Origin of the sequence: Massilia sp. Bi118, assembly GCF_918697865.1 — a bacterium.
Classification (GTDB): domain Bacteria; phylum Pseudomonadota; class Gammaproteobacteria; order Burkholderiales; family Burkholderiaceae_D; genus Telluria.
In genome coordinates, this window is record NZ_CAKKMV010000010.1 from 157,864 (window position 1) to 179,424 (window position 21,561).

Annotated in this window: 19 protein-coding genes; 12 read left to right on the forward strand and 7 right to left on the reverse strand. The window is 66.4% G+C overall.

Annotated features, from left to right (window positions below; genetic code table 11):
- Positions 1 to 363: 363 nt before the first annotated feature.
- Both LQV39_RS16480 and LQV39_RS16485 read left to right on the forward strand, forming a co-directional pair.
- Entirely contained in the window at positions 364 to 507 is a 144-nt protein-coding gene (locus LQV39_RS16480; RefSeq protein WP_230027215.1) for a hypothetical protein, read from the forward strand.
- On the forward strand, positions 504 to 1,148 hold the full coding sequence (locus tag LQV39_RS16485; protein WP_230027216.1) for a DUF1906 domain-containing protein: 645 nt from the start codon (positions 504 to 506) through the stop codon (positions 1,146 to 1,148). The genes LQV39_RS16480 and LQV39_RS16485 overlap by 4 nt, the downstream gene beginning before the upstream one ends.
- Positions 1,149 to 1,154: 6 nt before the next feature.
- Here LQV39_RS16485 and selD read toward each other — a convergent pair whose 3' ends face one another.
- Positions 1,155 to 2,207 carry a selenide, water dikinase SelD gene (gene selD / locus LQV39_RS16490; RefSeq protein ID WP_230027217.1) on the reverse strand — a complete coding sequence of 351 codons (1,053 nt, stop codon included), beginning with the start codon at positions 2,205 to 2,207 and terminating at the stop codon, positions 1,155 to 1,157.
- A gap of 10 nt (positions 2,208 to 2,217) precedes the next feature.
- Positions 2,218 to 3,186 (reverse strand): selenoneine biosynthesis selenosugar synthase SenB, encoded by a 969-nt coding sequence (senB, locus tag LQV39_RS16495; RefSeq protein ID WP_230027218.1) that lies wholly within the window; start codon positions 3,184 to 3,186, stop codon positions 2,218 to 2,220.
- Between the two features lie 33 nt (positions 3,187 to 3,219).
- On the opposite strand from senB, the gene senA reads away from it, so the two are divergent.
- Positions 3,220 to 4,425, forward strand: a complete 1,206-nt coding sequence (gene senA, locus LQV39_RS16500; protein WP_230027219.1) for a selenoneine synthase SenA — start codon at positions 3,220 to 3,222, stop codon at positions 4,423 to 4,425.
- 45 nt (positions 4,426 to 4,470) lie between these two features.
- Here senA and LQV39_RS16505 read toward each other — a convergent pair whose 3' ends face one another.
- Positions 4,471 to 6,012: a DEAD/DEAH box helicase gene (locus LQV39_RS16505; RefSeq protein WP_230027220.1), complete on the reverse strand. Its 1,542-nt coding sequence runs from the start codon at positions 6,010 to 6,012 to the stop codon at positions 4,471 to 4,473.
- Positions 6,013 to 6,410: 398 nt separating this feature from the next.
- Positions 6,411 to 7,754: a transglycosylase SLT domain-containing protein gene (locus LQV39_RS16510; protein WP_230027221.1), complete on the reverse strand. Its 1,344-nt coding sequence runs from the start codon at positions 7,752 to 7,754 to the stop codon at positions 6,411 to 6,413.
- Positions 7,755 to 8,185: 431 nt separating this feature from the next.
- Here LQV39_RS16510 and LQV39_RS16515 point away from each other — a divergent pair, with 431 nt between their 5' ends.
- The gene (locus tag LQV39_RS16515; RefSeq protein ID WP_230027222.1) at positions 8,186 to 8,755 is read left to right on the forward strand and encodes a DUF1415 domain-containing protein; all 570 of its coding nucleotides are present in this window, start codon (positions 8,186 to 8,188) and stop codon (positions 8,753 to 8,755) included.
- A gap of 4 nt (positions 8,756 to 8,759) precedes the next feature.
- The gene (locus LQV39_RS16520; protein ID WP_230027223.1) at positions 8,760 to 8,951 is read left to right on the forward strand and encodes a DUF1289 domain-containing protein; all 192 of its coding nucleotides are present in this window, start codon (positions 8,760 to 8,762) and stop codon (positions 8,949 to 8,951) included.
- A gap of 88 nt (positions 8,952 to 9,039) precedes the next feature.
- On the opposite strand, the gene LQV39_RS16525 is transcribed toward LQV39_RS16520, so the two are convergent.
- A complete protein-coding gene (locus LQV39_RS16525; protein WP_230027224.1) occupies positions 9,040 to 9,549 on the reverse strand; it encodes a DUF1993 family protein in 510 nt (169 codons plus the stop codon).
- Positions 9,550 to 9,752: 203 nt separating this feature from the next.
- Here LQV39_RS16525 and LQV39_RS16530 point away from each other — a divergent pair, with 203 nt between their 5' ends.
- Together LQV39_RS16530 and LQV39_RS16535 are read left to right on the forward strand one after the other, a co-directional pair.
- Entirely contained in the window at positions 9,753 to 12,929 is a 3,177-nt protein-coding gene (locus LQV39_RS16530; protein ID WP_230027225.1) for an EAL domain-containing protein, read from the forward strand.
- The gene (locus LQV39_RS16535; protein ID WP_230027226.1) at positions 12,892 to 15,216 is read left to right on the forward strand and encodes a molybdopterin cofactor-binding domain-containing protein; all 2,325 of its coding nucleotides are present in this window, start codon (positions 12,892 to 12,894) and stop codon (positions 15,214 to 15,216) included. Before LQV39_RS16530 ends, LQV39_RS16535 begins: the two co-directional genes overlap by 38 nt.
- Here LQV39_RS16535 and LQV39_RS16540 read toward each other — a convergent pair whose 3' ends face one another.
- A complete protein-coding gene (locus LQV39_RS16540) occupies positions 15,217 to 15,642 on the reverse strand; it encodes a thioredoxin family protein (protein WP_230027227.1) in 426 nt (141 codons plus the stop codon).
- Between the two features lie 52 nt (positions 15,643 to 15,694).
- Here LQV39_RS16540 and tsaB point away from each other — a divergent pair, with 52 nt between their 5' ends.
- Genes tsaB through LQV39_RS16560 form a run of 4 tightly spaced genes read left to right on the forward strand, consistent with a single transcriptional unit; the run spans position 15,695 to position 18,784 of the window.
- On the forward strand, positions 15,695 to 16,417 hold the full coding sequence (gene tsaB, locus LQV39_RS16545; protein ID WP_230027228.1) for a tRNA (adenosine(37)-N6)-threonylcarbamoyltransferase complex dimerization subunit type 1 TsaB: 723 nt from the start codon (positions 15,695 to 15,697) through the stop codon (positions 16,415 to 16,417).
- Positions 16,418 to 16,891, forward strand: coding sequence for a ribosomal protein S18-alanine N-acetyltransferase (gene rimI, locus LQV39_RS16550; protein ID WP_230027229.1), 474 nt, complete (start codon positions 16,418 to 16,420; stop codon positions 16,889 to 16,891).
- Positions 16,888 to 17,844 (forward strand): uracil-DNA glycosylase, encoded by a 957-nt coding sequence (locus LQV39_RS16555; protein ID WP_230027230.1) that lies wholly within the window; start codon positions 16,888 to 16,890, stop codon positions 17,842 to 17,844. The genes rimI and LQV39_RS16555 overlap by 4 nt, the downstream gene beginning before the upstream one ends.
- Complete coding sequence (locus tag LQV39_RS16560; RefSeq protein WP_230027231.1) at positions 17,825 to 18,784, forward strand: DUF1853 family protein; 960 nt, start codon at positions 17,825 to 17,827, stop codon at positions 18,782 to 18,784. The genes LQV39_RS16555 and LQV39_RS16560 overlap by 20 nt, the downstream gene beginning before the upstream one ends.
- Positions 18,785 to 19,021: 237 nt before the next feature.
- Here the strand turns inward: LQV39_RS16560 and lplT are convergent, their stop codons facing one another.
- The gene (gene lplT / locus LQV39_RS16565; protein ID WP_230027232.1) at positions 19,022 to 20,284 is read right to left on the reverse strand and encodes a lysophospholipid transporter LplT; all 1,263 of its coding nucleotides are present in this window, start codon (positions 20,282 to 20,284) and stop codon (positions 19,022 to 19,024) included.
- A 160-nt stretch (positions 20,285 to 20,444) separates the two neighbouring features.
- Between lplT and alr the strand changes: the two genes are divergently transcribed.
- Positions 20,445 to 21,551 carry an alanine racemase gene (gene alr / locus LQV39_RS16570; RefSeq protein WP_230027233.1) on the forward strand — a complete coding sequence of 369 codons (1,107 nt, stop codon included), beginning with the start codon at positions 20,445 to 20,447 and terminating at the stop codon, positions 21,549 to 21,551.
- Positions 21,552 to 21,561: the final 10 nt, after the last annotated feature.

Genomic DNA, 21,561 nt, shown 5'->3' on the forward strand with positions numbered 1-21,561 from the left:
GGTGATGAAACTGAGGCTGGTGAAGGCGGTGGCAAACATCTGTTCAACTTTCCTGGGGCTGCGGGTTCCGGCAGGGTGCCGGGCGGGTACGGCGCGTGGATTACGCGCGTAGTAGCAGGCCTGCCGGCGCTAGGGCGCCGGTCAGCAGTAGGAGGGTCGACAGAGGCAGTTGAGAGAACATTTCTTCACTCTAAGTGAATTTTGTTTGGTGTGTCAAGCGTTTGTTGCGCTCGCGTTTGGTGCCTGCGACAGGTTTTCTCAAAAGATTGTTGTGGTTGATCAAGTCTGTGCGCCTCGGCGATGGCAGAGTACACGCTTGCGCCGCGGCAAACGGGCGCGACAAAAACCTGAGCGGGAGATGTGATGAGCCAGGATTCGATCTTCGAGCTGCCGATGCCCCTAGCGCTGGTTGCGACGGTGCTGGTTGTGCTCGCACTTGCGCGCATCCTGCTGTCCCTGAGCGTGCCGGTGCGGGTGCGCGAGCCCAAGCAGGAGGAAAGGGCATGAGCGCGCTGAGAGGGCTGGACACGACCGTCGAGCTGACGCGCCACGCCGAGGCCTTGAGGTCCCAGGGCTATGACTTCGCGATGCGCTACTACAGCAACAACGCGGCCAAGAACCTGTCGCTGGGCGAGGCCAGAGCCCTGTCGCAGGCCGGCCTGAAGATGGGCGTGGTGTGGGAGACCACCGGCACCCACGCCGCCTACTTCACGCGGGCCCAGGGCCTGGCGGACGGCGCCCAGGCCTTCCGCATGGCGCGCGAAAGCATAGGCCAGCCCTTCGGCTCGGCCATCTATTTTGCGGTCGACTACGATCCGACCCAGGCCGACATCGACGGCGGCATCAGCAATTACTTCACCGGCGTGCATGCGGCGCTCTACGTGGCCAACGAAGGCGCGCCGTCCTACCGGGTCGGGGTCTACGGGTCGGGATTGTGCTGCGGCGCCTTGCTCGAGCGCGAGATGGCGGCGCTGAGCTGGCTGTCGCAATCGTCGGGCTTTGCCGGCTCGCGGCGCTACGCCGAGCAGAAGCTGTACGACATCATCCAGATGCTGCCGGCGCGGATCGTGGGCGCGGACGGGATCGTGCTGAGCATCGATCCCGACGCCACGCATCCGGAAAAGGACGCGGGGCTCTTCAGCGTTTAGCGGTGCTTATTCGACTTTGACGCGCGCATCGCCTGCCGCCATGCGGCCGATCACGGCGGCGTGGCCGAAGCCTTCGCGCGCGAACAGCGCCAGCACCTCGGCTACGCTGCCAGGGTCGCAGGACACCAGCAGGCCGCCGGAGGTCTGCGGGTCGGTCAGCAGCACGCGCTGGGTGTCGCTCACATTCGCGCCGAGGTCCACGTCCATGCCGTAGGCGTCCCAGTTGCGGCTTGATGCGCCGGTAAAGTAGCCGTCGTGGGCCAGCTGTTCGACGCCCGGCAGCAGCGGAATGGTCGCCATGTCCAGCTGCGCGCTCAAGCTGGCGCCGCGCGCCAGTTCCAGCAGGTGGCCCAGCAGGCCGAAGCCGGTGACGTCGGTCATCGCGTGCACGCCGGCCAGCTCGGCCAGCGCCTTGCCCGGCTTGTTCAACTTGGTCGTGTTGGCGATCATGGCCGCATAGCCTTCGGCATCCAGCTTGTCCTTCTTCAGCGCCGCCGACAGCACGCCCACGCCCAGCGGCTTGCCGAGCACCAGGACGTCGCCCGCGCGCGCGTCCGCATTGCGCTTGACCTTCGAGGGATGCACCAGGCCCATCACCACCAGGCCGTAGATCGGTTCGACCGAGTCGATCGTGTGGCCGCCGGCGATCGGGATGCCGGCGTCAAAGCAGATCGATTCGCCGCCCTGGATGATCTTGCCGATCGTCTCCAGCGGCAGCTTATTCACCGGCATGCCGACCAGGGCCAGCGCCATGATCGGCGTGCCGCCCATCGCGTAGACGTCGGAGATGGCATTGGTGGCGGCGATGCGGCCGAAGTCGAAGGGATCGTCGACGATGGGCATGAAGAAGTCGGTGGTGGCGATCAGCGCCTGCTCGTCGTTCAGCTTGTAGACGGCGGCGTCGTCGGCGGTCTCGATCCCGACCATCAGTTCTTTCGGCACCGGGAAGCCGGTCGACTTCTTGAGGATCTCGGACAGCACGCCGGGGGCGATCTTGCAGCCGCAGCCGCCGCCGTGCGAGAAGGAGGTCAGTTTGATGGCTGGTTCTGGAGTGGTCATGGAAGTCTCTTCAGGGATTGCTTAAAAGTAGATTATCTATCAGGTCGAGCAGCATTGCTCGCTCCCGGCCCGGTGCGAACAGCCGGCGCCGCGCGGCGCACTGGCGCAGCAGGGTTTTGCGGAAGCGCTCATCGGCGGCGATGCGGTCGATCAGCCGCGCCAGGGCAGCGGCGTCGCCGGGCGGGAAGAAGCCTGCGTAGTCCTCGCCCAGCATGCCGCAGTTGCCGCCGATATCGGATGCCAGCACCGGCACGCCGCTCATTACCGCCTCGATGATCACGTTGGCGCCGCCTTCCATGCGCGAGCAGATCGCCATCGCACGGCAGCGCCGCAACAGGCGCCGGGCCGGCATATGGGACAGGGCGCCGAGCCAGCGATAGCGCGGCGTGCTTTCCTGCGTCTTGCGTGCGGCCTCGCCGAGGGCCGGGTCGAGGGCGCCGCCCACGTGCAGCAGGCGCACTTCGGGACGCGTTACCAGCGCGGCCGCGCGCATGAAGGTGAGCGGGTCTTTTTCCTCGCGCAGGTGGCCGATCATGGCGATGTCGCAGCTGGCCGCTCGCGGGCGCGCGGGCCGTAGCGGAGGGGCCGACTGGTAGATCACGTGGGCCTTCGCGCGCACTGAAGGTGCGAGTTCGTCCAGGCCCTGCGGCTGCAGCAGGACGATGGCCGTGGCGTGGGCCAGCGAGGCGCGCGCGGTGTTATCCGTGCGGATGTCGCGGTACAGGTCGGTGCCGGTCAGGACCAGCAGGCTGGGTCGTTCGGGATGCGCTGCGGCGAAGGCGGCCAGCGCCGGCGCGGAGCGGCGCGCGTGCAGGGCGATCAGCAGGTCCGGCGCCCGTTCTCCTGCCTGCCATCCCTGTGCGACCCTCACCTGCGCATGCGCGGACAGGTGGCGCATCCAGCGGCTGGCGGTTTGCCAGTTGCCGTTGTTCTCGCGCGCGGAGGCGGGGCTGACGATGAGAATATGGGGTCGGGCCATCGACTGATTATCAAACGATCGTAGAATGTCCGCATGGACCAACAAGACCCATCGTTCCGGCACGCCGGACCCGACCGCCTGGCAGGCATGCTGCGGGATGCGCGGCATTATACGCTGGCGCTGTTCGACACCCTGGCGAGTGCCGGCTATGCCGATGCCGCGCGCGTGCCGCGTCTGCCCATCATCAATCCGCCCTTGTGGGAGCTCGGGCACACGGCCTGGTTTGCCGAATGGTTCGTGCTGCGCGCCGCCACTAGCAGCCGGCCGGGCGATGCCAACGGCCACAGCCTGCTGGCGCGCGGCGACGACTGGTTCGACTCCAGCCTGGTGCCGCACCGCACGCGCTGGGCGCTCGACCTGCCGGCGCCGGGCGCGATCCAGACCTATTGCGAGGAGGTGCTCGCGCGCACGCTTGAAAAGCTGGCGCGCGAGCCGATTGAGGATGCCGCGCTCTATCCCTACCGCCTGGCGCTGGCCCACGAAGACATGCACGGCGAGGCGCTGCTGTACACGATGCAGACCCTGGGCCTGCCGCTGCAGCCGGCGATGGCCGGCACCCAGCCGGCGCCGCAGCCGGCAGGCGAGATCGCCTTTGCCGGCGGCGCTTTCCTGCGCGGCGGCGAGCAGTCCTACGGCTTCGTGTTCGACAACGAGAAGCAGGCTGCCGCGTGCCGCGTGGCGCCGTTCGCGATCGATGCCTCGCTGGTCCCGAACGCGCGCTACCTGGATTTTGTCGAGGATGGCGGCTACCAGGATGCGCGCTGGTGGAGCGGGGCGGGACAGGCGTGGCTGGCGGCCTCCGGCCAGGCGGCGCCGCGCTACTGGCGGCGCGGCGATGAGGGCAGGGACGGCTGGCAGCAGTTGCGCTTCGGCCGCCGCGAGCCGCTCGTCCTGGGTGCGCCGGTGCGCCACCTGACCCTGCACGAGGCCCAGGCCTGGTGCCGCTGGGCAGGGCGGCGCCTGCCGACGGAACTCGAGTGGGAATTCGCGGCCGCGTCCAGCCACCCAGGCTTCGAATGGGGCCGGCTGTGGGAATGGACGGCGACGCCTTTCCTGCCCTACGCCGGCTTCGCGCCCGACCGCTATCTCGAGTATTCGGCGCCCTGGTTCGGCAGCCGCCAGGTCCTGCGCGGCGCCTCGTTCGCGACCCCGGCGCGCTTCCGCAGCCCGGCGTTCAGGAATTTCTTCACGCCCGAACGCGACGATGTCTTCGTGGGTTTCCGTAGCTGCGCGCCATAAAAAAAGGCTGCCGAAGCAGCCTTTCTCATTCATGCGACCGGAGGATTAACGGTCGCCGAAGGTGCGGCGGGCGTTGTCCGCCGAACGCGGGTGCGAACCGCGGTAGCCGCCTTCGCGCGGGGTGCTGTCACGTGGTCCGCCATCGCGGCGCGGGCCGCCTTCGCGATTGTAGCCACCTGCTGCTGCAGGACGGCCGCCTTCGCGGTTGTAGCCGCCTTCGCGCGGTGCGCTGTCGCGATTGAAGCCGCCTTCGCTGCGGAAGCCGCCTTCACGCGGGCCAGAGCCCGGCTTGTGGAAGCTGCGCTGGCCCGGCTTGGCGCCTGCGTTGCGGCCATCGCCCGGCTTCCAGCCCGGACGGGCGCCGCTGCGTGCCGGCGCCGAACGCTTCGGCTCGAAGCCTTCCACCACATCGACCGGAATGATCTGCTTGGTGAAGCGCTCGATGCGCTTGACGTTCATGCCTTCCGCGTGGTTCACCAGCGAGACGGCGATGCCGTTGCGGCCGGCGCGGCCGGTACGGCCGATGCGGTGCACGTAATCTTCCGGGAACTTCGGCAGATCGTAGTTCACCACGTGGGTGATGGTCGGCACGTCGATGCCGCGCGCGGCGACGTCGGTGGCAACCAGCACTTTCACCTGGCCGCGGCGCATGCTGTCCAGGGTGCGGTTGCGCGCGCCCTGGTGCATGTCGCCGTGCAGGGCGGCGGCCGCGAAACCGGCGATGTTCAGGCGGTCGGCGATCATGTCGGCGTCACGCTTGGTGGCGGTGAAGACCACGGCCTGGTCCAGCGTTTCGTCGCGCAGCAGGTGGTCCAGCAGGCGGTTCTTGTGCGACAGGTCGTCGACGAAGTGCACCTTCTGGGTGATGTTTTCGTGGCGCTTGGTGCCCGAGGCGATCTGGATCGTCAGCGGGTCCTTGGTGATGCGGCGCGCCATGTTGCCGACCACGCCGTCCAGGGTGGCCGAGAACAGCATGGTCTGGCGCGAATCCGGGGTCGCGGCGACGATCTTCTCGATGTCTTCGATGAAACCCATGTCCAGCATGCGGTCGGCTTCGTCCAGCACCAGGATCTCGAGCTGGGAGAAGTCGATCTTGCCCGACTCCATGTGGTCGATCAGGCGGCCCGGGGTCGCGACCAGGATTTCAGGATTCTTGGCCAGCAGTTGCATCTGCTTCGGGTAAGGCATGCCGCCCAGGATCGACACGGCGCGGATGCGGCGCATGAAGGCGGTGTACTGCTCGGTGGCGCTGGTGACCTGCAGGGCCAGCTCGCGGGTCGGGGTCAGCACCAGCATTTTCGGCTGGGCCGGGGTGAAACGGACGCGCTCGCCGCGGGCGCGCGCCGACTGCGCGTTCTGCGCCGGGGTGCGCGGAGCCGGGGCAGCTTCCTGGTTGGCGAATTTGTTCAGGGCCGGCAGCATGAATGCCGCGGTCTTGCCCGAACCGGTTTGCGACGATACCAGCAGATCGCGGCCTGCGATACCTGCGGGTACAGCCTGCTCCTGCACCGGGGTCGGCTTTTCGTAGCCGGCAACCGACACTGCTTTGACGATGGACGTGTGTAAGCCTAGTGCTTCAAAACTCATTGTTTGGTGTACTTTCGATAGATCTGTGGGCGTTTACGCATAATTGCGGAAACGCAAAATAGCAACGCGAACCAACAAAACGAAATGACTCGGAAACGAAAGAAATTTCGGCACAAAAGCTTTGCGCCGGGACGGTGCCAATGAAGACGGCACGCAGGGCGGGAGGGCTTTATGAAAGGGTATCCTCGGAGATACCAGGGCTTGCGAAGCTGCTAGTTGTACTGCTGATTTACATCAAATGGGCTGCCGCGGCGACTGGATCGCTAACGCGTTTTGCAGCGCACAAACGACACTATACAGTAGTTTCGGAAAGCGTGCACGGCCTGCTCGTAAAGTGCAGGCCGGCTGGCGGAGGTGCAATTACCGCACCGCAGCAGCGTTGCGGCTGCGGTGGAGGCTTAGCGATGCTTGCGGCCGTTGACGCGTGCCGACGGCTTGCTGCCGCCCGTGACGCGGTTCTTGAGCTCGGCCACGGTGGCCTTGATGCGCTGGGCGCCGGTCAGCTTGCGGCCCTTGCTGCTGCCGCGGTCGGCTTCCAGCGCGATCGAGGCGTTCTCGATGATGCTCTCGGCGATGTCCGAGGCGGTCGAGGTGCTGGTCTTCGGCACCAGGATGGTCGAACCGGCTTTCAGGCGCATCTGCGGCGGGATGTTGTTGGCCTGGCGGATCACGTCCGGCGTGGTGCCGAACTTCGATGCCAGCGAGGCGATCGTTTCCTTGGCGCCGGTGATCTTGTGCGTGGTCCAGGACGACAGTGCGTGGCCCCATTGTGCCAGGTTCAGGTGGAACTTCTCGGCGTTCTCTTTCGGCAGCAGGATCTTGGTCGATTCGCCGGTAATGACCGGCTTCTTGAACTGCGGATTCAGCGCCTTGAATTCGTCGATCGACATCTCGGCGAGCTGGGCGGCCACGGCCAGGTCGATGTCCGAGGTCTTGTCGACGGTGGTGAAGTAGGGCTGGTTGTCGATGACCGGCAGGATGACGCCGTACTGGCCCGGATTCGCGATGATGTTCTTGACCGCCTGCAGCTTCGGCACGTAGTTGCGGGTCTCGGCCGGCATCAGCTCGGCCAGGCTTTCGAAGTCGGTCGGCTTGCCGGCGGCGCGGTTCTTCTGGATCGCCTTCTGGACGTTGCCTTCGCCCCAGTTATACGCGGCCAGGGCCAGCTGCCAGTCGCCGAACATGGTGTACAGGCGCTGCAGATAGGTCAGGGCGGCGTCGGTCGAGGCCAGCACGCCGCGCCGCTCGTCCTTGAACATGTTCTGCTTGAGGTTGAAATCCTTGCCCGTGCCCGGCACGAACTGCCACAGGCCGGACGCATCGGCGGTCGACAGGGCTTGCGGATTGAAAGCGGATTCGATCACCGGCAGCAGCGCCAGTTCGGTCGGCATGCCGCGCTTTTCCAGTTCCTGCACCACGTGGTAGAGGTAGAGCGAGGCGCGGCCCGAGGTGCGCGCCAGGTATTCCGGACGGCTGGAATACCACTGCACATGCTTGGCAACCAGGTTGTTGTCGACATCGGGAATGGCGTAACCGCTGCGGATGCGGCCCCACAGGTCGGGGTCCTTGTAATCGTCGCCCTTGACGGCGCCCAGGGATGCCGTTTTGGCAAGCGCTGCGGCGCTGACGCTGGTGTTGCTTTGCGAGATCGTGCTCGAAGAACTTTCGGCGGCGAGGCTGATCGCGGGAGCCAGCAGGATCGCGAGGGCCAGGGCTTTGGTGGTGCGAGTCGTTTCGTACATAGCTTTCCAGTGTTGCGTCCAGGAACGGTTAGGACTGACGAGTAAGGGGGGAGTGTACGGACCAGTTATCGCGTCAGTCAAGAAATATGTCGGCACGGTTACAAATTTTCTTGGCTACTCATTTTGATAACGCATGCTTGTGCTTTGACAATTTTTTGATGGGTATCCGAAGCTGTCATACGCGTTTTCATAGCTGATTAAGCGCTTGTAAAACCTGATACCCCTGGGGGGTATGTTAGGAAAGAAAGTGAACAGGCAAGGCGTTTCGTGATCGTTTCGACAAGTCAAAACCCATATCGAAAAACTAATACCAGAGCCGACGGCTATGCTTGCCAAGTTACACCGGCTTGCCAGTCGATCTATGAGGGCACGCAAAGTGCGCGTACAATGCCAGCTCTGCGTACCGCGTTTTTTGCAATATTGGAAAGATCATGAGCACTGCCAACCTCAATGCCGACGATGACGAAATCATCGCCGCCACCCGCCGCTGGCTGGAACGCGCCGTCATCGGCCTGAACCTTTGTCCGTTCGCCAAGGCGGTGTATGTGAAGGAGCAGGTACGCTATGTGGTCTCGCCGGCGCGCACCCCGGAAGAGCTGCTGGAAACCCTGATGAACGAGCTGCAGGACCTGGCCGACACCGATCCGGAAACGACCGACACGACCCTGCTGATCCATCCGTTCGTGTTAAATGACTTTTTGGACTTCAACGAATTCCTGGACGTGGCGGACGCCGCCGTCGAGGACATGAGCCTGGACGGCGAGTTGCAGGTGGCGAGTTTCCACCCGGATTACCAGTTCGCGGATACCGACCAGAACGATATCTCGAACTACACCAACCGCGCGCCTTACCCGATCCTGCAGCTGCTGCGCGAAGAGAGCATCGACCGGGCCGTGGAAGCCTTTCCGGAAGCCGAGGCCATCTTCGAGAAGAATATCGAGACGATGGAAGGGCTCGGCCACGAAGGCTGGGACAAGCTCGATGTCGGACCGGCCCGCTGATCCCATGGGCGCACCCTTCCCGGAACGCCCGGACACGCCCTGCGTGGCGGTCTGCTCGACCACCTTCGACGAAATCTGCCGCGGCTGCGGCCGCACCGTGGTCGAAGTGGCGCATTGGGTATCGATGACGGCCGAGCAGAAGGAAGTCGTCTGGCAGCGCATCCTGTCCCAGGGTTACCCGCGCCGCAATACCTGATAAATCTCAAATCGGGGTCAGACCCCAAAATTTGGAAATATCTAAGCGGATCTTTCCAAAAATCGGGGTCTGACCCCGGTTTGATTTATCAGAAGCTGCCTACGAAATCGCGCTTGCCAATTTCGACGCCGTTATTGCGCAGGATGTCGTAGGCCGTGGTCGCGTGGAAGTAGAAGTTCGGCAGCGAGTAGTGGAACAAATACGTCTGGCCGTTGCTGAACTGGCGCTGCTTGTCCCCGCTGCCGACCGTGATCTCGCGCTTCTCGCCATCCTCGATGGCTTCGCGCGGCACGCTGTCGATGAAGGCCAGGGTCTTTGCGATGCGCTCGCGCAGGCCGGCAAAGTCGGTTTCGCTGTCCTCGTAGCGCGGCACCTCGACGCCGCCCAGGCGCGCCACCGTGCCCTTGGCGAAATCGGCCGCCACCTGCACCTGGCGCAGCAGCGGGAACATGTCCGGGAACAGGCGCGCCTTCAGCAGGGCGTCCGGTTCGATCTTCTTCAGGTCGGCGTGGGATTCGGCCTTGTCCAGGATCGCGGAAAGGCTGCCCAGGATCTGCCGGAAGACCGGCACCGAAGCGGTGTACATCGACAAGCTCATCGTTCCTTACTCCCATCCATATAATAGAGACACCCATCATAACAACACTGAAACGTGGCTGCACGGTCACGCTTCGCGTCCATGCGCTTGCCGGCGGCGACTAATTGCTGACTTGCGGCAACTTTGTGTGCATAATCTGGCAACACACGCTAACCAATATTCACAAAAAAGCTAGCGCCTGCCGGTGCTTCGCCCTGCCTGCCATGTTTGCTCCAAGCTTCCTGTCCAGCCTTGCCAAGCGCGTGCTCCCGATGCGCCTGCTGCGCTTCTACGGGCGCTCGCTGTATGGGGCGCTGCTGCTGGTGGTGTTCGGCGGCCTGGTGGTGCCGGCGCTGGTGGGCAGTTATTTCCTGATGGGCGTGCAGGAGCGCCAGGCCGCGCGCACGGTGCTGGACGAGACCCTGCAGCGCGACGCCGACATTCTCGCCCTCGGCATGCAGGAATCCCTGTGGAACATGAACGCCGACGCCGCCCGCTCGCTGGTCGAATCGGTGATGCGCGACCCGGCCGTGCTGCGCGTGCAGGTGCGCGCCCAGGCCGACGGCGACTTCATCGACCGCCACGCCGCCGCCGCGCCCGAAGGCCGCGTGTTCCGCGCCGAGCGCACCGTGGTCGTGCATGGCCAGCCGATCGGCCGCGTGCTGGTCGAGATGGACGACAGCCGCAGCCAGCACGAGCTGCGCGCCAAGCAGTGGCGCTACGCCGGCGTGCTGGCGGTGCAGCTGGCCGTGTCGCTGCTGCTGATCGCGCTGCTGATCAAGCGCCGCCTGCTGGCGCCGCTGAGCGGCCTGACCGGCTTTTCCGACCGCCTCTCGCGCGGCGACTTCGATACCCCGCTGGTGCTGTCCTCGAAGGACGAACTGGGGCGCCTGGGCGCGCAGATGGACAGCATGCGGGTCGCGATCCGCGAGCTGTTCGACGACATCGGCCGGCGCGAGGAGCGCTTCCGCACCATCGTGACCCAGGTCCCGGGCGCCGTGTTCCGCGCCCGCCCCGGCGGCAGCATCGATTTCGTCAGCGACGCCATCGAGGGCATCTGCGGCTACCCGGCGCGCATGTTCATGAGCACCACCACCGACCGCTGGGCCGACATCATCGATCCCGAGGACCGCCGCATGCGTCGCCGGCTGGCGAAGGAAGCGCTGCAGGCCGCGCGCGCCTACGAGATCGAGTACCGCATCGTCGATGCCGACGGCGTCGAGCGCTGGGTGCTGGAAAGCGGCCAGCCGGTGGCGCAGAGCGGCGATGCCGCCTTCTGGGTCGACGGCATCATCTCCGACATCAGCGAGCGCAAGCACAACGAAATGCGCATCGAGGCGCTGCTGGCCGAGCAGGGCGCGGTGCTGGACAACGTGGTGTTCGGCATCGCCCAGGAACGCGAGCTGCGCATCGTCTCGAGCAACCGCCGCTTCGATGAACTGTTCGGCTATGCGGAAGGGGAGCTGGTCGGCGAGTCGATCGCGGCGCTGTTCCCGACCTGGGAGGCCTACGAGCAGGGTATCGCGGCCAGCGGCCCGCTCCTGCTGAGCGGCGCCGATTACAGCACCGAGCGCCCTTACCGCCGCCGCGACGGCAGCCTGTTCATGTGCCAGGTGAGCGGCCGCCTGCTCGACCCCGAACGGCCGGAGGCCGGCAGCATCTGGGTGTATGCCGACGTGACGGAGCGCCGCCAGGCCGAGGAAAAACTGCGCCTGTCCGCCACGGTGCTGGAGCATATCGCCGACGGCGTGATGGTGATCGACGTGCACGGCCGCATCGTCGCCACCAATCCGGCCTATACCCAGATCACCGGCTGGACCGAGATCGAGGCGATCGGCACCGCATCGAACCTGACCCGCGGCGCCAGCCAGGATCATGAGTTACTCGATACGATGTGGCGCGACCTCGCCGAAACCGGCTTCTGGCGCGGGGAGATCTGGAGCACCCGCAAGAACGGCGAGGGCTATCTCGAGTGGCTGACGGTGTCCGCGGTGCGCGACGACGCCGACACGGTCACGCACTACGTCTGCGTGTTCGGCGACATCACCAAGCTGAAGGAATCGCAGGAAAAGCTCGACCACATGGCGCACCACGATCCGCTTACCGGCCTGCCGAACCGCCTGCTGTTCCACGACCGCCTGCAGCACGCGATGGTACGCGCGGCGCGCGCCGGCGAGCAGCTGGCCGTGATCTTCATCGACCTGGACCGCTTCAAGAACGTCAACGACACCCTCGGCCACCACGTCGGCGACGAGCTGCTCAAGCAGGTCGCGACCTCGCTGTCCGGCTGCCTGCGCGACGGCGACACCCTGGCGCGCCTGGGCGGCGACGAATTCATCGTGCTGCTCGAAGACGTCGACGGCGAGCGCGGTGCGCGCCTGGTGGCGGAAAAGCTGATGCGCCTGTTCGAGCAGCCGGCGCTGGTGTCCGGCTACGAGCTGTTCGTCACCGGCAGCGTCGGCATCAGCCTGTTCCCGCAGGATGCCAGCGACCTGAATGTCCTGGTCCGCAACGCCGACGTCGCCATGTACCAGGCCAAGGCGCGCGGCCGCAACGGCTATGCCTTCTACGCACCCTCGATGGACGGCGAGGGCGTCGAGCGCCTGCGCCTGGAAGCGCTGCTGCGGCGCGCGATCGAGAAGAACGAGATCTGGCTGGCCTACCAGCCGCAGGTCGAAATCGACAGCGGGCTGCTGATCGGGGTCGAGGCCCTGGTGCGCTGGAACAGCCCGGAACTGGGCGCGGTCGGGCCGGACCGCTTCATCCCGCTAGCCGAGGACATCGGCTTCATCAACCAGCTGGGCGGCTGGGTGCTGGAGGAAGCCTGCCGCCAGATGAAGTGCTGGGACCTGGCCGGCCTGTATGTGCCGAAGATCGCGGTCAACCTGTCGGCGCGCCAGTTCGACCGCGGCGGCCTGGCCGCGACGGTGGAACGGGTGCTGCGCGAGACCAATCTGCCGGCGCACCGCCTGCAGCTCGAGGTGACTGAATCGGTGATCATGAATACCGGCGATGCGATGCAGTATATTAACGATTTGCACGCGATCGGCGTCGAACTGGCGATCGACGATTTCGGCACCGGTTATTCCTCGCTGGCCTACTTGAAGCAGCTGCCGGTGCAGACCCTGAAGATCGACCGCAGCTTCATCAAGGACATCTCGACCGACGCCAACGACGAGGCGATCGCCATCGCCATCATCCAGCTCGGCAAGAGCATGAACCTGGCGGTGATCGCGGAGGGCGTCGAGACGGTGGAGCAGGCGGCCTTCCTGCTGCGGCACGGCTGCCGTCGCGCGCAAGGATACTTATATGCCCGGCCTTTGCCGCCGGAGCAGGTGCTGGCACAGTGGGGACACAACAATAATGCGCGACTCGAATATTCAGGCGCCGGAAAAGGCTAGTAAACAACCGGCGCGCGGACGGCGCCGCTTCCTGCTGGGCGGCCTGGCCGCGAGCGGGGTGCTGGTGGTCGGCTGGGGCCTCGCGCCGCCGCGCCAGCGCCTGCGCGGCGCCAGCCCGCTGGCCGTGGAAGCGGGCGCCGTCGCCCTGAATGGCTGGGTGGCGATCGCGCGCGACGGCACCGTGTCCGTCGTGGTCCCGCGCAGCGAGATGGGGCAGGGCGTGAACACCGCGCTGCCGATGCTGCTGGCCGAGGAGCTCGACGCGCCGCTTTCCAATGTGCGCATCTCGCAGGCGCCGATCGACAAAATCTTCGGCAACCTGACGGTGCTGCGCGAGAACCTGCCTTTCCACCCCGACGACCGCGGCAGCATCAAGCAGGGCGTGCAATGGGTGATGGCCAAGGTCGGGCGCGAGCTCGGGCTGATGTTTACCGGCGGTTCGACCAGCGTGAAGGATGCCTGGGTGCCGATGCGCGAGGCGGGCGCGGTGGCGCGCGCGATGCTGGTGCGCGCGGCGGCCGAACAGTGGAAGACTGACGCCTCGCGCCTGTCCACCCGCGACGGTTTCGTGCTGCATCCTGACGGGCGGCGCCTCCCCTACGGCGAACTGGCCGAGCGCGCGGCGGTGGTCGGCGCCGATATCGAGCCGGGCGACGTGCACCTGAAATCGCCTTCCGAATTCCGCCTGATCGGCCAGCCGGTGCCGCGCCGCGACAGCCCGGCCAAGGTGAACGGCAGCGCGCTGTTCGGCATCGATGCGCGCGTGCCCGGAATGCTGTATGCGGCCGTGCGCATGGCGCCCGTGGTGGGGGCGGGCGTTGCCTCCTTCGATGCGTCCAGGGTCATGGCGATGCCGGGCGTGCTCAAGGTGGTCGAAGTGTCCGCGCTGCCCCGGTATTCGGGGGCGGGCGCCGGCGTGGCGGTGGTGGCGAAGTCCTGGTGGCAGGCGAAGCAGGCCGCGGCCGCGCTGCCGGTGAGCTGGAGCGCCAGCCCGCACGCTGGACTGTCCAGTGAGGCGATCTTCGCCGATTTCGCGAAGCTGCTCGACAGCGAATCGGGATTCACCTATTTCGAGAGCGGCAGCCAGGATGTGCAGGGTGCGCGTTCGATCACCGCCGAATACCGGGCGCCCTTCCTGGCCCACGCCACCATGGAGCCGATCAACTGCACCGCCCAGCTCAAGGACGGCAAGCTGAAACTGTGGACTTCGACTCAGGTGCCGAGCGTGGCGGTGGAAGTCGCGGCCAAGGTCGCCGGCGTCGATCGCAGTGAGGTCTCGCTGGACGTGATGCTGCTGGGCGGCGGCTTCGGGCGGCGCCTGGAAACCGACATGGTGGCGCAGGCGGTGGCGATCGCGAAAGCGCTCAGTGGCCCACTCAGCGGCCAGCCGGTGCAGCTGATCTGGACCCGCGAAGACGACATCCAGCATGACGCCTACCGCCCGCAGGCACTGGCGCGCTTCTCGGCAAAGCTGGATGCGAACGGCAAGGTGCTCGCCTGGGATAACAAATCGGTCAGCGGCGCCATCGGCCACCAGTATTTCCCGCGCAACCTGGGCCTGCCCGGCATCGGCCCGGACAAGACCACGGCCGAAGGCGAGTACGACATGCAGTACGCGATCCCGAACCGCCGCATCGCCCACGTGATCGCGGACAGCCCGGTGGCGATCGGCTACTGGCGCGCGGTCGGCCATTCGCACAATGCCTTCTTCAAGGAGGGCTTCCTGGACGAGGTCGCGCACGCGGCCGGCAAGGATGGCGTGGCCTTGCGCCGCGAACTGCTGCGCGACCATCCGCGCCACCTGGCGGTGCTGGAGGCCGCGCTGGCCCGGGCGGGATCGGCGCCGGAAGGGCGGGCGCACGGCGTCGCGGTGCACCAGTCCTTCGGCACCATCGTGGCGCAGGTGGCCGAGGTGTCGGTGGCGGGAGCAGGTAAAGATGCGCAGATCCGCGTGCACCGCGTGGTGTGCGCGGTCGATTGCGGCATCGTCGTGAACCCGAATATCGTGGCGCAGCAGGTGGAGTCGGCGGTGGTGTTCGGGCTGTCGGCGGCGCTGGGCGGCGAGATCACGCTGAAGGACGGGCAGGTCCAGCAGAGCAATTTCGGGGATTATCCGGTGCTGCGCATGCATGAGGCGCCGCTGGTCGAGACCATCATCATTCCGAGCATGGAGCCGCCGGAAGGGATGGGGGAGCCGGCCGTGCCGCCGGTGGCGCCGGCGGTGGCGTCTGCCGTGTTCAAGTTGACGGGGCAGCGACTGCGCAGCCTGCCGCTGCGGCTGGCCTGATTAGTCGGCGTTGGCCAACAACACCCGCAAATTCGCCTCCCGCTGCCAGCCGCGCCGCTCCTCGCTGGACGCAGCCAGGCGCGCCAGCTCTTCGTCGGCCAGCGCGGCCTGCGCCTGCACCAGGCGGTCGGCCAGCAGCGGATCCGGCAGCATGGTGCCGAAGAAGGCGACCTTGCCGCGCCGCTGCAGCAGCAGGGTAGGGAAGTTCTCGACGTCGAGGTCGCCGACCACGTCGGCCTGGTCTTCGATGTCGATCCAGACGAAGGTCTTGTCCGGATGGCGCGCGGCCAGTCCTTCGAAGGCGGCGCGGTAGGACGAGCAAGTGCCGCACCAGGCGGCGCACAGGCAGGCGACGACCCATCCTTCGCCATCCAGGGCGGCGGCGAGCTGGTCGCGGTTGTCGGACTCGAGTAACAAGCTGGGCATGGGGCGGATTTTACGGCTTTTGGCCGGCAGGCGCCACGGGTTAAAATACGGCATGCCTATCATCCTTGCCATCGAAACCTCGTCCGAGCTGGCGTCTTGCGCGCTGTTCAATAGCGACACGACACCGGCCGCTGTCAATTCCCGCCAAACCGCCGGCGTGCGCACCCATTCGCAATCCGTGCTGCCGATGGTGCAGGAACTGCTGCGCGAGGCCGGCGTCAAGCTGGCCGATTGCGATGCGGTCGCCTTCGGCGCCGGTCCCGGTTCCTTCACTGGCGTGCGCACCGCCTGCGGCGTGGCCCAGGGCCTGGCCTTCGGCGCCGGGCTGCCGGTGTTGCCCATGGTGACCCTGGAAGCGCTGGCCGAAGCCTGCCGCGCACGCAGCGGCGCCACCGAGGTGCTGGCCGTGCTGGATGCGCGCATGAACGAAGTCTATTGGGCGCAATACCGTTACGCGGACGGCGCCTGGACGGCGGTCCGCGAGCCGGCCCTGAGCGCGCCGCAGGACGTGTCGCCGCAGCTCGTTCCCGGCCTGGCCGCTTGCGGCAACGGCTTCGCGGCCTATCCGGAAGCGTTTGCCGGCAAGGACTTCGCCGTGCACGCCATTGGCGACATGCTGCCGCACGCGCGCGACATGGCCGTGCTGGGCGTGGCCGCACTGGCCGCCGGCCTTGCGGTCCCGGCCGACCAGGCCCAGCCCCTCTACCTGCGCAACAAGGTCGCCTACACGAGCGCCGAGCGCCAGGCCATCAACGCGGCCAAGGCGGGCGGCTGAATGGCGACATCGCTGGAACAGGTGGGGCTGGCGCTGCGAACTATGGTGGTTGCCGACATCGACGAGGTCTACGCGCTCGAGCAGAGCGTGTTCCCGCATCCGTGGAGCCGCGCCAATTTCGTCGATTCGCTGGCCAGCGGCTACGACGCCTGGGTGCTGCGCGAGCCCGGCGAGGGCGCGCTGGCCGGCTACTTCCTGCTCATGCATGCGGTCGACGAGACGCACCTGCTGGACGTCGCCGTCAGCGGCGCGCGCCAGGGCAGCGGGCTGGGACGCTTCCTGCTGGACCGCATCGCGGCGCGTTCGAGGGCGATGGGCATGGAGTCGATCCTGCTGGAGGTGCGGCCGTCGAACGAACGCGCGCTGCAGGTCTACGAGCGCTATGGTTACACGCAGATCGGGCGCCGCAAGGGGTATTATCCAGCCCATGAGGGCAAGCGCGAGGATGCGATCGTGATGAGGTATGTACTATGAACGGATTCGCCGAACGCGATGCCGTCTTCCTGGCGGAGATGGGGATTACGCCGCTGTGGACTTTGCGGGATGCGCCGGCTGTGGGTTCCGCTCCGGTGCCGGCTTTGGCAGAAGTGGTTGAGGATGTCGCGGAGGTGCCGGCGTTTGCCGTGACCGGGGATGCCTTCGCCGAGGCTGCGGTGCCGGCACCGCCAGCGCCCGCACCCGCACCCGCACTCGCCGCCCCGGGCCCGCGCCCGCTGCAGCGGGTCGCCCAGTCGGTATCGGCCCTTGCGCCGGTCCCGCCCGAAGACCTGGCCTGGGACGACGCCGCGCTTCCGCTTGATGCCACGCCGGAAGAGATCGCGCAGATGGACTGGGACCAGCTGGGCCTGGCCATCGCCGCCTGCCGCCGCTGCAGCGCCTGCCGCGACGGCCGCGCGCCGGTGCCGGGCACGGGATCGAAGACCGCGCGCTGGCTGGTGGCGGCCGGCGCCTCGACCGCCGCCGACGAGAAGGTCCGCATCCCGCTGGCCGGCGATTCCGGCAAGCTGCTGGACAACATGCTGGCCGCGGTGGAGCTGTCGCGCGAGCGCGATGTCTACATCACCAACCTGATCAAGTGCCGTCCGACCACGCCGGCCGGCGGCGAACGCGCGCCGACGGCGGCGGAAGCGGCGGCCTGCCGCCCCTATCTCGAACGCGAGCTGGCGCTGACCGGGGCCGGCACCGTGCTGACCCTGGGCCAGATCGCCGCCAACACCCTGCTGGGACGCCCGCTGGCGGAGCCGCTGGCCAGCGTGCGCGGCAAGGCTTATCCGCTGCAAAGCGCCCCGGCGACGCTGGTCGCGACCCTGCATCCGGGCGAACTGCTGCGGCGCGGCGCTGACAAAGCGCTGGCCTGGGCCGACTTGTGCCGGGCCCGCGCAGCGGGCGGATCCGCAGCTGGAACGCATGGTGCGGGACGCGGCTGACAACTACCAGGCTTGCTTCGAGCGCCGCTGGGGCCACCTGCGGCGCGCCCGGGTGCGGGCCCTGGCCTGGCTGCTGGACGCGCCCGACCTGCTCGACATCCACGATCCGCATTGGGAAGGACGCATCGCCACGCTGGGGCCGATGAGGCCCGAGACCGAGCGCTGGCTGGCGGCGCTGGACCAGGATCCGTCCGCGCTCGACGCTGCACTGGGCGCCAAGGTGACTACGCGTCTCGGCCTGTATGCCGAAAAGCTGATGGCCTTTTATTTCGCCGAGCAGGGCAGGCTGGTCGCCCATGGCCTGCAGGTGCGGGCCGCGCGCGACGACACCATCGGCGAATTCGACTTCCTGCTCGATGCCGGCCAGGAGGGGCTCGAGCACATCGAGTTCGCGACCAAGTTCTATCTGCTGCAGGGCGAAGTTCATGGCGACATCGCAGCCAGCTTCGATCAGTTCGTCGGCCCCAACCTGGCCGACAGCCTGGGCCGCAAGATGCGCAAGGTGTTCGAGCGCCAGCTGAAGCTCGGCTCGCATCCGGCCGCCCAGGCGGTGCTGCCGCGGCCCGTCACGGTCGCCCGCGCCCTGGTGAAAGGCTGGCTGTTCTACCCGGCCGGGACCTATTTTGCGATGGACGGCATCACGGCCGGCCACTGCCGCGGCTTCTGGTGCACGCTGTCCGAGCTCGCGCAGATGGAGGAAGACCGCTTCCTGATCCTGCCGCGCCTGCAATGGCTGCCGCCTTTCCGCGCCTCCTCCGCCACCTGGATGCTGGACCGCGCCCAGTTGCTGGCCGAGCTGGACGACCACTTCGCCGCCTCGAGCACGCCAGTCCTGATCGCGGTCGTACGCGAAGAGCCCGGCAGCATCGTCGAAACCGAGCGCGGCTTCATCGTCCCCGACGACTGGCGCGAACGCGCCGACGCCCGCCTGCACCCCTGAATTCGGGGTCAGAGCACTTTTTCCCGATAATTCGGGGTCAGACCACTTTTTGAAGAAATAGCCGCGCAGTAGAGACCGCGCGGTCGTAGCTACGCGTTCTGACAGATTCTGTCAAAACGATGCAGAAAATGAAATAAAATTTCGAGAGTTGTCGAGCGAGCACTTCACCGGGCAATTGCCCAGAAAAGTGCTCTGACCCCGAATTTAAGCGGAAATGTGCTCTGACCCCGAATTAAGTCAGTGCTTGTGCTCGCCAATCAGCGCCAGCGAGTCGTGCTCGCGCTGGTTGGCGGCGTGGCGGCGGCCGATCAGGTACATCAGGCCGGCGAGAGCGAAGCCGAACAGGATGATGATGACGTTCATGTCCAGGTGCAGGGTGAGCATGATGGCGTACACGGCCATCATGGTCAGGATCGACAGGTTCTCGTTGAAATTCTGCACAGCGATCGAGTGGCCGGCGCTCATCAGCACGTGGCCGCGGTGCTGGAGCAGGGCATTCATCGGCACCACGAAGAAGCCCGACAGCAGGCCGATGAGCAGCAGCAGCGGCGTGGCGATGGTCACCGAATACACCAGGGTCATGCTCATCACGACGATGCCCATGATGATGCCGAGCGGGATCACGGTCAGCGATTTCCTCAGCGGGATCATCTTGGCGGCCATCGCGGCGCCCACCGCCACGCCCACCGCCAGCACGCCGATCAGGGTGGTGGCTTTGTCGAGCGGCATGTGCAGCGAGCGCTTGGCCCACTCCAGCAAGATGAGTTGCAGCGACGCGCCGGCGCCCCAGAACAGGGTCGTTACCGCCAGCGAGATCTGGCCCAGCTTGTCCTTCCACAGCGTGGCCGAACACTCGGCAAAGTCGGCGATCAGCTTGACCGGATTGCGTTCCTGGTGCTCGTAGCGGGCGCCGGTGTCCGGAATGCGCAGGTTGAACACGGCGGCCACCGCATACACGGCAATCAGCACCGCCAGCGAAGCCTTGACCGGGGTGTCGATGCCGGTCTCCAGGACCGGGAAGTCGAGCGTCATCAGCCAGGCGCCGCCATGGACGCTGACCAGGGCGCCGCCCATCACGGTGCCGAGGATGATGGACATGACGGTCAGGCCCTCGATCCAGCCGTTGGCCGCCACCAGCTTCTCGGCCGGCAGCAGTTCGGTGAGGATGCCGTATTTGGCCGGCGAATACACGGCCGCGCCGAAGCCGACCACGGCGCAGGCGATCAGCGGGTGCACGCCAAAGAAGATGAGCGAGCAGCCGAACACCTTGATCAGGTTGGCGATGAACATCACGCGGCCCTTCGGCATCGAATCGGCGAACGCGCCGACGAAAGCAGCCAGCAGGACGTAGAACAGCACGAACGACAGCTTCAGCAGGGGCGTCAGGGAGGGCGGGGCTTTCATCGCCGTCAGCAGACCGATCGCCACAAAAATCAGTGCGTTATCTGCAAGCGACGAGAAAAACTGCGCCGCCATGATGGTATAAAAACCACGATTCATTCGAGACGTTCTAAAAACAGTGTGGGTTGCTTTATACCATGAAAGGCCGCCAGTCCAAAGAAATCGACAATGCCCCGTTTCAACAGCGGACGCCAAGTTGGCGCTAACTTGGCGCTAAAATAGCACTTCTGTTCGACAGTCGCGCCCCCATCTTACTCCCATGCCACGTCCCCTCCACGCCATCATCCATCTCGACGCCATGCAGCACAACCTGGCACGGGCGCGCGCCTGCGCGCCGACAGCCAGGGCCTGGGCGGTGGTCAAGGCGAATGCCTACGGCCACGGCCTGGAACGCGGCATGCGCGGCTTCGCGCAGGCCGATGGCCTGGCCCTGATCGAGACCGAGAACGCCCTGCGCCTGCGCGAACTGGGCTGGGTCAAGCCGATCCTCTTATTAGAGGGAATCTTCGACGCGGCCGACGTGCCGCTGCTGGCCGAGCACGATATCAACAGCACCGTGCACTGCATCGAGCAGATCAAGATCCTGGAATACACCCAGCTCTACCGCCCGATCGACGTCCACCTCAAAATGAACACGGGCATGAACCGGCTCGGCTTCCGCCCGGACGAGTACGCGGCCGCCTACAAGCGCCTGCGCGCGATCCCGGGCATCCGCAACATCACCCTGATGACGCACTTCGCCAATGCTGACGAGCTCCAGAACCCGCGCCTGTCGATCGCCGAGCAGGTGCGCCGCTTCCGCGAGGGCGCCGAGGGCCTGGAAGGGCAGCGCAGCCTGTCGAATTCGGGCGGGGTGCTGCACCAGGCAGCACTGTCCAAGGAACTGCACAACGACTGGGTGCGTCCCGGCGTGATGCTGTACGGCGGCACCCCGGGCGGCGGCGTCACGGCGCGCGAATACGGCCTGTTGCCAACCATGACCCTGAAATCCGAGATCATCGGCATCCAGCAGTTGCAAAAGGGCGATACGGTCGGCTATGGCAGCCGCTTCGAGGCGCCGGGCCCGATGACGGTGGGCGTGGTGGCCTGCGGCTATGCCGACGGCTACCCGCGCCACGCCGAGCACGGTACCCCGGTGCTGGTCGACGGCGTGAAGACCCGCCTGGTCGGCCGCGTCTCGATGGACATGATGACCGTCGACCTGACGCCCATCGCCAACGCCCGCGTGGGCAGCAAGGTCACCCTGTGGGGCGACGGGCTGCCGATCGACGAGGTGGCGAACAGCGCCGGCACGATCGGCTATGAATTGATGTGCGCCCTGGCGCCGCGCGTCCGCGTGGCAGAGGGCCGCGTAGGCACCGACTAAACCATATATA

Excerpts from the sequence above, each read along its gene's own strand:
- alr (WP_230027233.1), top strand. The coding sequence starts at position 20,445 with ATGCCACGTCCCCTCCACGCCATCATCCATCTCGACGCCATGCAGCAC.
- LQV39_RS16525 (WP_230027224.1), bottom strand. The coding sequence starts at position 9,549 with ATGAGCTTGTCGATGTACACCGCTTCGGTGCCGGTCTTCCGGCAGATC.
- LQV39_RS16480 (WP_230027215.1), top strand. The coding sequence starts at position 364 with ATGAGCCAGGATTCGATCTTCGAGCTGCCGATGCCCCTAGCGCTGGTT.
- LQV39_RS16520 (WP_230027223.1), top strand. The coding sequence starts at position 8,760 with ATGGGCGCACCCTTCCCGGAACGCCCGGACACGCCCTGCGTGGCGGTC.
- LQV39_RS16540 (WP_230027227.1), bottom strand. The coding sequence starts at position 15,642 with ATGCCCAGCTTGTTACTCGAGTCCGACAACCGCGACCAGCTCGCCGCC.
- lplT (WP_230027232.1), bottom strand. The coding sequence starts at position 20,284 with ATGAATCGTGGTTTTTATACCATCATGGCGGCGCAGTTTTTCTCGTCG.
- selD (WP_230027217.1), bottom strand. The coding sequence starts at position 2,207 with ATGACCACTCCAGAACCAGCCATCAAACTGACCTCCTTCTCGCACGGC.
- LQV39_RS16485 (WP_230027216.1), top strand. The coding sequence starts at position 504 with ATGAGCGCGCTGAGAGGGCTGGACACGACCGTCGAGCTGACGCGCCAC.
- senB (WP_230027218.1), bottom strand. The coding sequence starts at position 3,186 with ATGGCCCGACCCCATATTCTCATCGTCAGCCCCGCCTCCGCGCGCGAG.
- LQV39_RS16515 (WP_230027222.1), top strand. The coding sequence starts at position 8,186 with ATGAGCACTGCCAACCTCAATGCCGACGATGACGAAATCATCGCCGCC.
- LQV39_RS16505 (WP_230027220.1), bottom strand. The coding sequence starts at position 6,012 with ATGAGTTTTGAAGCACTAGGCTTACACACGTCCATCGTCAAAGCAGTG.
- LQV39_RS16535 (WP_230027226.1), top strand. The coding sequence starts at position 12,892 with ATGCGCGACTCGAATATTCAGGCGCCGGAAAAGGCTAGTAAACAACCG.
- LQV39_RS16510 (WP_230027221.1), bottom strand. The coding sequence starts at position 7,754 with ATGTACGAAACGACTCGCACCACCAAAGCCCTGGCCCTCGCGATCCTG.
- LQV39_RS16560 (WP_230027231.1), top strand. The coding sequence starts at position 17,825 with ATGGTGCGGGACGCGGCTGACAACTACCAGGCTTGCTTCGAGCGCCGC.
- LQV39_RS16530 (WP_230027225.1), top strand. The coding sequence starts at position 9,753 with ATGTTTGCTCCAAGCTTCCTGTCCAGCCTTGCCAAGCGCGTGCTCCCG.
- senA (WP_230027219.1), top strand. The coding sequence starts at position 3,220 with ATGGACCAACAAGACCCATCGTTCCGGCACGCCGGACCCGACCGCCTG.
- LQV39_RS16555 (WP_230027230.1), top strand. The coding sequence starts at position 16,888 with ATGAACGGATTCGCCGAACGCGATGCCGTCTTCCTGGCGGAGATGGGG.
- rimI (WP_230027229.1), top strand. The coding sequence starts at position 16,418 with ATGGCGACATCGCTGGAACAGGTGGGGCTGGCGCTGCGAACTATGGTG.
- tsaB (WP_230027228.1), top strand. The coding sequence starts at position 15,695 with ATGCCTATCATCCTTGCCATCGAAACCTCGTCCGAGCTGGCGTCTTGC.